The organism is Woronichinia naegeliana WA131 (genome assembly GCA_025370055.1).
GTDB classification, from domain to species: Bacteria; Cyanobacteriota; Cyanobacteriia; order Cyanobacteriales; family Microcystaceae; genus Woronichinia; species Woronichinia naegeliana.
In genome coordinates this window covers 5,118,737-5,131,419 of record CP073041.1, presented here as the reverse complement: position 1 = coordinate 5,131,419, position 12,683 = coordinate 5,118,737, and the positions used below count along the sequence as shown (strand labels likewise).

Below are 12,683 nucleotides of genomic sequence, written 5' to 3'. Positions count from 1 at the left end.
AAGAAATGTGGGTTAGGGAAGTATGGACTGAAAGGGTGCGACCTTTAGTTGATAAAAGCTGTTGTAATCAGGGTTCTACAGGGAACCCATATTGATCAAGTTTTGCCCAAAATTGACTCCATCGTTCCTTCGTCAATACCAAAGCTCGTAGGCTCAAAATAATTCCTGCTCCTTTTTCCTTCCATCGCATCCCTGAACAACATAATCGTTGTTTGACCAACGTCTTACAAGCTGCTTCCGTAACACCTGAACCAATCGGATACTTTTTCTCTAAGTATTCAGCATAATCCATTTGATGCTGATGATTCTCGTAATAAGTAATCGCCGCTTGTAGTTTCTCGGTAAGATTCTTAGAATGACTTTTTTCTTCTTTGACTTCTTTCATCAGATTTAGCAGTTCTCCTGCTTTTCCTTTTTCATGCTTGAGTTCTCGACAATTTTCAGTCAACCATTCTTTTTGTTTTGACACGGTATTCGGATGCAACGCTTCTGCCAAGGCACCTAAGTAACCAGAGGCATGATAGAAATCTAATATCTGTTCTTCCGTTTGCTTTTCTAAAAACTTCCAATTTGATTCTGCCCCGTCTGCTATCCCGACCAATGTTGCCTCTGGATAACGGTTTTTCGCTCGCTCAATTTCTCTTTCTAATCTTTCTAGAAAACTCTTTTTTCCATACTCTGGTGCCGCACCTAGATAGATTGTATGTTGACGTTCGCCTTCACTATCGTATAGGGAAACGGTTCCCACCATTGCTTCACGGTAGCCATCCTCACACATCAGCATACAGGTTCCATCTAATCCTATTCCCACTGTTGCAATTTGGCTATCCTCCTTGGGCGGGGCATAACTCCACGCTTCTTCTTTTGCCTGTACCACACTTCCTACTGCTTCACTCAATCTTTGGATATAGGATAGCGCTACTTTTCTACCATGATTTTCTAATAAATCATTTTTCGCCTCTTTGCCTGCCATCCCTGACATTTTTGAGGATACCTGTTTTGCCAATAATGGCGTTGATGTTATGATTATCCTTGCTTCTCTTTCTAAGGGGCAATACGTTTTTCCTCAAAGGTGAACGCTGATATACATGACGATTCACTATAACCTCACCATAAGGTGTTTGATATTCTTTCGGTTGCTCTCCCTTACTCTTCCAGATTTCTTCACCGATTTTTAAGGGTGAACCATCTGTATCTAAATATTTCAAGGCTTCTTTGCTGGCGATGCAACCTACTTCGTTTAAGCCTTTTTGAATATTTATTTCTGTATCCAACATTGAACGACTGAGTTCTAATGTTAGTTCTATTTTTATCTTTGAACCCTCTACATTAATTAGTTTTGCTGTCATCATTGTTTCCTCTTTGTCACTTTTCATCTCATGTTAACACTTGTCTTTTCCTTCATCAACTAAAGGTCACACCCGACTGAAAAAGCATAGATAACTTATCCTTATGGAAACAAATCAAAATACAGATTTTGTTTAATATATTGTTCCTTTCTGTCTAAAAAGGTCAACACAAATCACTCCTCACAAAAGAGAGGAAAATTAACACCATTTTTCACAAGAAAAACGACTCTACAACTTTTTACTTTTTGTCTTCTGAAGTAGAGTAGAAAGATTCATTACCAAAAAGTTCATCGCAATTACCGTTTCCGAGGTCTCAGGTAGTTTGGCCATCACTCGACCAAGACTAAATTTCCTCTTTCCCTGTCCGAATTTACCCTCAATGGCATTACGCACTCTTTCATCTGAGCGTGCCTCTTTCTTTTTTTCTTTGCTCACCTCTTTCGGCGGTCTTCCCAATCGGGGACCACTCATTCTTATATCCCTTTCTTTACAATAAGCTCGATTCGCTTTTGTTCGATAGATTTTATCCACATGAACCGATTCCGGATAACATCCTGTTTCCCTTTTATATTCTTCTATTCGCGCTTGTAAATCTCCCGATTCGTTGTAATTATCCCAACTTAATTTGTCTAAGAAGACAAAGCCATTCACATTACTTGCCGATATTTTAGCTCCAAACTCTACTGCTTTTCCCGCTTTTCCACGCACTATTGGACGCACGTGAGGTTGGCTTACACTCACAATTCTGTTTTCTACTTTATTTGTCTTTTTTTCATACATTTCTAACTGTTGCTCATACACTTTTCCTATCGTTACAAGCTCTTCTTGCTCTTTTTTCGTTAGTTTTTCTAACTTTGCTCCCTCTTCTATCATTTTTTCTATATGAGACAAGTTTCTTTTTATATATCCTAGTTGTTTTTTTGTTCCTTTTCTTCTTTCTTTTTTTGACACACGACGTTTTTTTGCTATGGCTAAGTACTCTTTTCTTGCCACTTCCCTATAAGTCCTCGGCTTTTCTTTCCTTTTCTCTTTTATTTCTTCATACAGCTTATCTATTATTTTTTCTGTTTTTTCTCTGGCATCATTCAATATTCCTATATCCGTTGGATATTTTATATCTGCTGGTGTACAAGTCGCATCTAACAATAACTTTCCTTCATTTTCTTTTTTTTCTGACGCTACACCCGTCGCTTTTTTTTCTATTTCTTTATTAATTTTATTTATTAATTCCATTCCTATTTTTTTACGAAAATGAACCATCATTGACGCATTAAATGCTTCTTTGCTACTATAGCTTTCCATTCCTATAAAGTACTGTAAATAAGGGTTCTCTTTTATTTGTTCTACTGTTTCTCTGTCACTTTTTCCTGAAATTTCTTTGATAATTAATGCTCCTAATGCCATTCTAAATGATTTGGCTGGGGCTCCTTTTTTTTCTGTGAAGTTTTTTGCATATTCTTCCTCATATTCTTCCCAAAGAATCATTTTTGACATTTCTATCCAACGATTTTCTTCGTCTAACTGCCCGCCGAACAGATTTTTCAAGTTTTCTGGTGTTTCAATTGAGTACTGTTGCTTTCGGTACATCTGCTTTCTCTCTTCTTAATGCAATGGTTTTGAGGCATTCTACCCTATTTTCGTGCATTCTAGCGGTTCTTAATTCGCCTACTATTTTTCTCCGTAAAGGTTTCAGCTTTTTTCAGCAAGCCCTACTTATCTTCATCGTACCCAGCCCGATGCTCTCGCGATTGAAATTCTTAATCCTCTTCAACTTCAGGTGTTAAAAGCAGCCGCCTCTCAAAAACTTCCCCCTATTTTGACTGTTGCTTGGGCTGTCGAGTCTGTTGCTTTTCTTGGTGGTTATCTTGAACATCGTCGTAAAACTCCTCTCGGTATCCAAGTCCTTTGGCGCGGTTGGTTGAAGTTGCATGACCTTTGCCAAGGCTGGCAGCTTGCAATCCGCACTTAACGGGAAAAGTCAGGTCGCATCTAACAATAACTTTCCTTCATTTTCTTTTTTTTCTGACGCTACACCCGTCGCTTTTTTTTCTATTTCTTTATTAATTTTATTTATTAATTCCATTCCTATTTTTTTACGAAAATGAACCATCATTGACGGGTGCATCCCACTTAAGATAATACATTGACACTCAAAAGAGGAGAGTGATTGAGATAAGCACATCGTAGCCGAAGAATACGAGAAACATTATGAAGATGCCAACGTGCTCCCGACAATTTAACCCTAGCTCCCACCTGTTTAATCTTAGACTCCACATCACCAGAACCAATCACAATACCAAGCTGTTGATAGTATTGGTAATCAGGGATACGCTGATAATGCTTCGTCAAATAGGCTTGAAAATTCTTTGCCCTCTTGCTTTTGACTCCATCAAACGCATCTATTGCCTTGTTCACAAAACCCCGCCACAGTAAATGCTCCACTGCTTCTAGCCGTTTGAGAGAGCCACCCACTTTGAACAGATTCTCCTTGAGATGATACCAATCCAACACCTCTCGTCGTATCAGCCACGATTGAGTGGCGAAACTCTCTACCGCATTCCAGATTGCGGGATGACCATCTCCCAAAAAGGTCACTATTGGAGACAAAGGTTGAACATTGCTCCAATTCTTTAAGCCCTCTGGGTCTTGGAAAAAGGCTTCACAGACATTGCCATGAAGACTCACCAGTTTATAATCTCGCCACTGTCCCCCTTCCTTCTCCTCGCCCCGCAGACAAATCTTTCCCCCATCTATACTGACCCCCGCACTCTCTGACTGAGCTTGAGCTAAGGGCAGTTCTGTCCGTTCTACCAAGCGATGTAAACTGCTATGTCCTACTTTTATCCCCATCAACTCCTCTATATCTTCTTCTGCTTGTTGGTAGGATGTTTTCGCACTGGCTCTTAGACAGCATTTCTCTAAACCTGGACTTAAGACGATTTTTGGCGACACCTTTAGTTTTCTGGCTTGTTTTTGGCTTATTTCCACTTCTCCGACTAGGGTTTTGATTTTTCGCTTGTTTCCAGACCGTTTTTTTCCCCCTTCTGAAAAAAAAACTCCCCCATTGTTGGCCCCACAATTTCTAACATCTGGGTTCTGACTTCTACTTCGATGCTTCCAAAGTCCTTCTGTTTCTCTGGTTCCGTATATTTGCGCAGGATACGGGCTGATTCGGTGAGATGCTGTTTTAACAGTGCTTTTTCTTCTGGGGGAATCGGTAACATACTTTTTTCGCTCATCAGTTTTTTTCCATTTTACCCCAGATTCTATGTACTACTTTATCCGGGATGTACCCATCATTGACGCATTAAATGCTTCTTTGCTACTATAGCTTTCCATTCCTATAAAGTACTGTAAATAAGGGTTCTCTTTTATTTGTTCTACTGTTTCTCTGTCACTTTTTCCTGAAATTTCTTTGATAATTAATGCTCCTAATGCCATTCTAAATGATTTGGCTGGGGCTCCTTTTTTTTCTGTGAAGTTTTTTGCATATTCTTCCTCATATTCTTCCCAGGGAATCATTTTTGACATTTCTATCCAACGATTTTCTTCGTCTAACTGCCCGCCGAACAGATTTTTCAAGTTTTCTGGTGTTTCAATTGAGTACTGTTGCTTTCGGTACATCTGCTTTCTCTCTTCTTAATGCAATGGTTTTGAGGCATTCTACCCTATTTTCGTGCATTCTAGCGGTTCTTAATTCGCCTACTATTTTTCTCCGTAAAGGTTTCAGCTTTTTTCAGCAAGCCCTACTTCTGATCGTCAAAATTGATCACTTCTTTCATCTTCACAGCAAAAAAGCGATCGCGGTTTCAAAATTTGAGGAGAAGGCGATCGCATTACGGCTTGGGAAAAAGAAAATACCTTGGATTGTTAATAGAACCCACATTCCGCTGGTAGGTCAAGAGATAAAGTAGTATTTTTAAAATGAAGAGCCAAGAAAAGAAAGAATATATTTGTGATTGGAGGTCAAATTAACGATAGCTTGAATGCCATCAATCTCTAAGCAACGGATAAACAGAAAAGACTGAAAGACCCAACACAGAGTAGGAGTAGCGTTAGGTTTGCCTTTTTGATTAGGAGTAGTCTTAAGTGGTCGAGGTCTTTAATATCTAGGTTATCCATTTTTACTGTTGATTCCATCTACTACAAGACTCTATTTTAGAACTTTATTTACATTTTTTATCCTTGCCCGAAATTAATGTACGGGCATTCAGACCAGTCCACACAAACCATCTTACGTCTTGGACAACCTGCGGAATGTGGGTTCAATGAACTTGCCTCATCGAAAGAGAAAACTAAGGTATTTGTCGATAGGAAAAAGTCAGGTCTAAGTAATAGGATAAGATTAAAAGATAAGGATGAAGAGACTATTTATTTGTGGTTACATTGCTCTCTCCATCCAGCTTTAACTCCTAATACTGTCCTGACTAATACTTAGCCGACAAAGATATTATCCTCAGTTAAGTTTAAGTTAGTGGTCAAAGATGCTATTTGAATGGCAGCAGTACTACCACTACCATCAATATCAAAAGAGAGACTCCCAGTAGATTTATTGAAAATAAAACGGGTAGAAGCAGTCACAGTCCCTAGACTAAACTGATCTGAAGAAAGGGATGTACCAGCAATGAGTCCTCCCCCAAAACCAGCTGCGGATACCTGAATGATATCTTGATTAACATTAAAATCAGTAATCGTATCTACTCCTTCTGAACTATTGCTGAACAGGAAGGTGTCAAAATTATCGCCGCCGGTCAAGGTATCCGTGCCCTGTCCGCCAACCAAAATTTCGCTAGATTGAGAACCAATCAAAATATCATTACCTCCAAGTCCGCTGAGGGTACGAGTAGAACCCACTTCTATATAGTCCGCTCCCGCAGTCCCTTGTTGGTTGAGAGTCCCATCATCATTGATGATCGTACTTGTTACTGTAGTAGTAGTCCCAATTTGATAGCCAGACCCACTAGCGAGGGTTAGATTAATGCTTTCATTGGCTTCTTTGAGTGTGTCTCCGAAGGTGACGAGAACAAGTTTAGCCGTTGTTGCACCAATGTCAAAGCTAATCGTTCCTTGAGTAGAACTTGGAAAAAGTCCACCATAGGCATAATAGTCATTTCCTCGTGTAGCAGTACCATCTATCCCAAAATTAACAGTCAGAGAACTGGTTGTTGCACCTGTACGAGTGAAAGTATAGATAATGTCTGGTTTCCCATTTTCACTCACGCCACTATAGTTAGAAGCAAGCGTAATTGAAGGAGTCGGACTAGTTTCATTGTCTGCAATATTGACAGTGGCACTGGGGGTTGTCCCGACGGTATAGCCGGTGCCTGTTCCAATGGTAAGAATAGCCGTTTCGGTTCCTTCAAATAAGGTGTCATCAATGACATTGAGAGGCACAACGGCAGTAGCAGAACCAGCAGCGAAGGTGACTGTGGTGGGAATAGTTGTATAGTCTGTTCCATTGGTTGCTGTTCCACTCAAAGCAACGTTTACGGTTAAGGCACTTACAGTACTGCCAGTACGAGTGAGGGTATAACTGCCCGGATTAGTGGTTGCGCCGGCGAGGGTTTCTGCGGCACTTGCATCGGTGGCGACTACTGTGATGATGGGTAAATCATTATCAGCAATATTGACAGTGGCGCTGGGAGTGCTTCCGACGGTATAGCTGGTTCCCGTTCCAATGGTAAGAATAGCCGTTTCGGTTCCTTCAAATAAGGTGTCATCAATGACATTGAGAGGCACAACGGCAGTAGCAGAACCAGCAGCGAAAGTGACTGTGGTGGGAATAGTTGTATAGTCTGTTCCATTGGTTGCTGTTCCACTCAAAGCAACGTTTACGGTTAAGGCACTTACAGTACTGCCAGTACGAGTGAGGGTATAACTGCCCGGATTAGTGGTTGCGCCGGCGAGGGTTTCTGCTGCACTGGCATCGGTGGCGACTACCGTAACGACGGGTAAATCATTATCAGCAATATTGACAGTGGCACTGGGGGTTGTCCCGACGGTATAGCCGGTTCCCGTTCCAATGGTAAGAATAGCCGTTTCGGTTCCTTCAAATAAGGTGTCATCAATGACATTGAGAGGCACAACGGCAGTAGCAGAACCAGCAGCGAAAGTGACTGTGGTGGGAATAGTTGTATAGTCTGTTCCATTGGTTGCTGTTCCACTCAAAGCAACGTTTACGGTTAAGGCACTTACAGTACTGCCAGTACGAGTGAGGGTATAACTGCCTGGATTAGTGGCTGGGGCGAGGGTTTCTGCTGCACTGGCATCGGTGGCTGCTACTGTGATAACAGGTAAAGTACTTCCACCATCACCATAGAGTTTGACATCGTCAATGTTCCAAGAACTGACAGTGTATACACCACTACTTCCGACATTGAACCCAAAACGAATTTGAGTAGAAGCACTCTTGTAAGTACTAATGTCAAATTTTTGTGGAGTCCAAGCATCATCCTGAACACCTGGTGACCCTCCCGAGCTCCAAAGATTTATCCAGCTAGAACCATTGAAGACATCAACCGTATTTTGCATGTAGGGAGTGTAGTCACTATTCAGCCAGCGAGCATATTCAAAGAACAAATTATTGGCAGTGCTAGTGTTGATAATTGGACTGGTGAAGTAATAAAAGTCATGTAAGGCAGTAGCGGCATTCCCGCCAATCACAACACCTGCGATACCATTATCGGTGGTCGGTGTGTAATCAACTCCAGGGTCGGGATTTCCGTAAATTTGCCCCGTAGAGACAGTAGCAGAGCCAATTTGCCACTCAGTCCCCAAAGCCCACCCTTTAGTATTAGTGGCAAAATCATCTGAAAAGAAAGTGGTAAAGCCTTCTTCAGAAATAATAGTGCCGGTTGCCGCAACTGGGACACCAACGATGTAGCCATTTCCCGAATTGACCGTTAAATTAACAGTTTCATTATTTTCTTGTACTGTATCAGCAATGGGATCAACAACGACAGTAGCCGTCGTAGCGTTCGCTGCAAAAGTGACTGTTCCCAATTTAGTAGTGGGGTTAAAGGTGACACCACTATTTGTTAGTACGTTATAGTCTGTGGGATCGGAGCCAACAGGAGCCGCATTTGCAGTACCGTCTATACTAAAATTAACTGTTAACGGTGAACTTAAATTGAGGTTAGTCCGAGTAAAGGTATAAACCAAATTGGTCGTACCGTCTTCTTGAACACTGGCAGGGCTGACACTCACCGTAACTGAAGGAAGATTTGCTGATGCTAAGGCATTGTAAATATTGAGTCGCTTACCTGAAACTGTTTTTCCGGCAAGGGACGAGAGGGAATCCCCTGTGTTCATTAAGGTGGTTTTGATTTGCTGGGCTGTCCAGGTAGGATTTTGTGACCACAATAAGGCCGCTGCTCCCGTCACGTGGGGAGTGGCCATGGAAGTCCCTGAATAAGTGGAATAGGTGTTGCCGGGAGTGGTGCTGTAAATATCCGAACCGGGCGCACCTAAATCTACACTAGTCAGTCCGTAGTTTGAGAAATAAGAAAGAGAGTCTGTTCGAGTAGTGGAAGCAACGGAAACGATGTTGGCTAGATTATAACCAGCTGGATACATCGGAGATACGTCAGCATTTACTCCATCATTACCTGCCGCTGCGACGAATAAGCCCCCCTGTTGGCCTGCAGCATTGATGGCATCGTATAGGGATTGACTGTAGCCGCCACCGCCCCAGGAGTTGTTAGTGAGTTTAACCCCTTTGGAGGTTGCATAGTCAATTGCAAAAATGGCATCGGAGATATAGCCTGAACCCGTATCATCTAAAAATTTGAGAGGCATGATTTTGGCATTCCAGGCAACCCCTGTAACACCAATGCCATTATTTCCTTTACCTGCAATAGTTCCAGAAACGTGAGTACCATGACCGTCAACATCCATCGGGTCATTGTCGCCATAAGCGAAGTCCCAACCGCGAATGTCATCTACATAGCCATTGCTATCGTTATCAATACCGTCTCCTGCAATTTCGTTGGGATTTGTCCAGATGTTACCAACTAGGTCTTGGTGATTGTAGTCAACCCCTGTGTCAATGACACCAATGACTAGATTAGGATTACCTTTTTGAATATCCCAGGCTTCGGGCGCATCAATATCAGCATCGGGAGTTCCGCCACTTTGCCCCGTATTATTTAATCCCCAAAGTTGAGAAAAACTAGGATCATTCGGGAGCGTTGAATTTGGGGTTACAGCTCCTGCCTTAACGATATAGTCTGGTTCTATATACTCAAAGAAAGTACTATTACCATATTTAGCTAGGGCATTTTCTACTGAAATTCCCGAAAATTTCCATATTTGAGCGCCCGTAAGACCAACGGTCTTTGTACTAAACACTCCTAAGTCTTTTTTGATCTGATCGATCTGAACTGACTTAATTCCCTGTTTAAATTTGAGAATGAGTCGGCCAGATGCATGAGGAGCGAGTTTTCGATATTTAGTCGTCTGTACGTCTTCCCCACCTATTCCTAAACTGGCAGATACCGCTTTTGTTGGAGAAGTAAATTGCCCAGTTGATGACAAATTAGGAATAGAAGCTGCTGTCTTTTGAGAGTTTGTAGGTAAGGTACTTGAGGATTGACTAGGCAGGGATTCAGCACGATAGACATTATTGATTGAATCAATATTTTGATTACCTCCACTGGACTGATAAGCCACGGTGAGTGGAAATTCAGTGAGTTTACCTTTGGTACTGCTACTCACTGGTGATTGATCGCTGTTAAAATACGAACTAGTAGCGGCAGATGAAAAAGTATTATCAGTGCTGGAATCTATTGCTGTTAAAGGATTTTCCCTTTCATGTAGAATACCACCATCTGAAACATCATCGATCAGTCCAGTAAGTTTATCGATTGCTAGTAACTTATCTAGTTTTTGAACAAAAGGACTATTGTCCACGATATTGGAAATTTCCTGAGACATTTTTCATTGCTCCTTAAATGAACAAAATTAACGAAATGAACAATGCACAAGCAACTCAATAGAGGTGTTTAAACACAACTACCTTTGTTGAACAAGACTTTTACCATTGCCTAACAAGCAATTAACCTTACACCATCATCCAGCACATAGCTATATGGTAATAGGAGATAAGATGATTTGCCTAGTCTGCAAAAGTTAAGAAAAAATGTAGATTTTGTTGAAGTGATTAGGCAGAAACTCTTCCTGCCTACAAGGTCACTTTAACCTACATCAAATTGCCACATACGAGGGGTGTGACCTTTAGTTGATGAAGGAAAAGAAAAGTGTTAACATGGGATGAAAAGTGACAAAGAGGAAACAATGATGACAGCAAAACTAATTAATGTAGAGGGTTCAAAGATAAAAATAGAACTAACATTAGAACTCAGTCGTTCAATGTTGGATACAGAAATAAATATTCAAAAAGGCTTAAACGAAGTAGGTTGCATCGCCAGCAAAGAAGCCTTGAAATATTTAGATACAGATGGTTCACCCTTAAAAATCGGTGAAGAAATCTGGAAGAGTAAGGGAGAGCAACCGAAAGAATATCAAACACCTTATGGTGAGGTTATAGTGAATCGTCATGTATATCAGCGTTCACCTTTGAGGAAAAACGTATTGCCCCTTAGAAAGAGAAGCAAGGATAATCATAACATCAACGCCATTATTGGCAAAACAGGTATCCTCAAAAATGTCAGGGATGGCAGGCAAAGAGGTGAAAAATGATTTATTAGAAAATCATGGTAGAAAAGTAGCGCTATCCTATATCCAAAGATTGAGTGAAGCAGTAGGAAGTGTGGTACAGGCAAAAGAAGAAGCGTGGAGTTATGCCCCGCCCAAGGAGGATAGCCAAATTGCAACAGTGGGAATAGGATTAGATGGAACCTGTATGCTGATGTGTGAGGATGGCTACCGTGAAGCAATGGTGGGAACCGTTTCCCTATACGATAGTGAAGGCGAACGTCAACCTACAATCTATCTAGGTGCGGCACCAGAGTATGGAAAAAAGAGTTTTCTAGAAAGATTAGAAAGAGAAATTGAGCGAGCGAAAAACCGTTATCCAGAGGCAACATTGGTCGGGATAGCAGACGGGGCAGAATCAAATTGGAAGTTTTTAGAAAAGCAAACGGAAGAACAGATATTAGATTTCTATCATGCCTCTGGTTACTTAGGTGCCTTGGCAGAAGCGTTGCATCCGAATACAGTGTCAAAACAAAAAGAATGGTTGACTGAAAATTGTCGAGAACTCAAGCATGAAAAAGGAAAAGCAGGAGAACTGCTAAATCTGATGAAAGAAGTCAAAGAAGAAAAAAGTCATTCTAAGAATCTTACCGAGAAACTACAAGCGGCGATTACTTATTACGAGAATCATCAGCATCAAATGGATTATGCTGAATACATAGAGAAAAAGTATCCGATTGGTTCAGGTGTTATGGAAGCAGCTTGTAAGACGTTGGTCAAACAACGATTATGTTGTTCAGGGATGCGATGGAAGGAAAAAGGAGCAGGAATTATTTTGAGCCTACGAGCTTTGGTATTGACCAAGGAACGATGGAGTCAATTTTGGGCAAAACTTGATCAATATGGGTTCCCTGTAGAACCCTGATTACAACAGCTTTTATCAACTAAAGGTCGCACCCCATACGAGGCACACAGAAAACGGAGTTAACCGAAGTTAAACAGTGTCAACTGCTTTATATTCGCTCCCCGATTGACCGATGGAGGCTTGCGCTTCCTTGGTTCTAGGGTCTGGGACTTGCCTTTGTCCGTTGTCGCTTCTAGTAATTGACCCTGCAAAGGAGCCAAATTATCCAAAAACTTCCGAGTCCGTTCTACCAGAATGCTTTCTTAAAAACTCAAGAAAACGGGGGATTTCAATATTCCCCATCCTTGCAGGACACTTTCGGCAATGTTGGTATTTGAGTGCAATACGACCCCATTATCTTTGATAAACTGCTCCCCAGGGCGAGCCTCTGTAAGAGTCCCGAACTGAGAACCGAGTTGTGACGTATAAGCACTTGTTAATCCCAACAATCGCGCAACCTACGCGAATTGAAGATTGACAACGATTATAGCAAAAAGTGGGAAGTGCCTATCAGCAAAAATCTTTTGAGGCTTATTGTTTTGCTCTGATTAACCCCGTTAAACTACGTTATTCCGTGATTAGATGATTCGACCAAGCAGTACACTGCACACAATTGCATGGTAATACAAAGATCAATGATTTGTCTAGAGGAAAAAGTCAGGAAAAGTCAGGTCTTTTTGGTCAGGTTGTCTGATTACTAGAGGAAAAAGTCAGGTCTTTTTGATCAGGTTGTCTAATTAATCGAAGTTGCGACGATTTTCCCCAATATAAGGAGC

Annotated in this window: 4 protein-coding genes and 5 pseudogenes; 2 read left to right on the top strand and 7 right to left on the bottom strand. The window is 41.4% G+C overall.

What is annotated here, in order from left to right:
• Window positions 1–67: 67 nt before the first annotated feature.
• A pseudogene (locus KA717_25645) lies at window positions 68–1,349 on the bottom strand (ISKra4 family transposase).
• Between the two features lie 249 nt (window positions 1,350–1,598).
• Window positions 1,599–2,936, bottom strand: a pseudogene (locus KA717_25640) (IS5 family transposase).
• A gap of 124 nt (window positions 2,937–3,060) precedes the next feature.
• Here KA717_25640 and KA717_25635 point away from each other — a divergent pair.
• Window positions 3,061–3,318, top strand: a pseudogene (locus KA717_25635) (IS4 family transposase).
• Between the two features lie 9 nt (window positions 3,319–3,327).
• Here KA717_25635 and KA717_25630 read toward each other — a convergent pair.
• The 5 genes and pseudogenes from KA717_25630 to KA717_25610 all read right to left on the bottom strand — a co-directional run bounded on the left by KA717_25630 (window position 3,328) and on the right by KA717_25610 (window position 10,283).
• Window positions 3,328–3,474 (bottom strand): hypothetical protein, encoded by a 147-nt coding sequence (locus KA717_25630; protein ID UXE64937.1) that lies wholly within the window; start codon window positions 3,472–3,474, stop codon window positions 3,328–3,330.
• 5 nt (window positions 3,475–3,479) lie between these two features.
• On the bottom strand, window positions 3,480–4,358 hold the full coding sequence (locus KA717_25625; GenBank protein UXE64780.1) for an ISKra4 family transposase: 879 nt from the start codon (window positions 4,356–4,358) through the stop codon (window positions 3,480–3,482).
• Window positions 4,346–4,588: a hypothetical protein gene (locus KA717_25620; GenBank protein ID UXE59254.1), complete on the bottom strand. Its 243-nt coding sequence runs from the start codon at window positions 4,586–4,588 to the stop codon at window positions 4,346–4,348. The genes KA717_25625 and KA717_25620 overlap by 13 nt, the downstream gene beginning before the upstream one ends.
• 97 nt (window positions 4,589–4,685) lie before the next feature.
• Window positions 4,686–4,973 (bottom strand): annotated as a pseudogene (locus KA717_25615) (transposase).
• An 810-nt stretch (window positions 4,974–5,783) separates the two neighbouring features.
• On the bottom strand, window positions 5,784–10,283 hold the full coding sequence (locus KA717_25610) for a S8 family serine peptidase (protein ID UXE59253.1): 4,500 nt from the start codon (window positions 10,281–10,283) through the stop codon (window positions 5,784–5,786).
• 363 nt (window positions 10,284–10,646) lie between these two features.
• On the opposite strand from KA717_25610, the pseudogene KA717_25605 reads away from it, so the two are divergent.
• Window positions 10,647–11,928, top strand: a pseudogene (locus KA717_25605) (ISKra4 family transposase).
• Window positions 11,929–12,683 lie beyond the last annotated feature (755 nt).

What these genes read in the sequence shown, in the direction of transcription:
- KA717_25630 (UXE64937.1), bottom strand. Translation starts at nt 3,474, where the DNA reads ATGCACCCGTCAATGATGGTTCATTTTCGTAAAAAAATAGGAATGGAA.
- KA717_25620 (UXE59254.1), bottom strand. Translation starts at nt 4,588, where the DNA reads ATGAGCGAAAAAAGTATGTTACCGATTCCCCCAGAAGAAAAAGCACTG.
- KA717_25610 (UXE59253.1), bottom strand. Translation starts at nt 10,283, where the DNA reads ATGTCTCAGGAAATTTCCAATATCGTGGACAATAGTCCTTTTGTTCAA.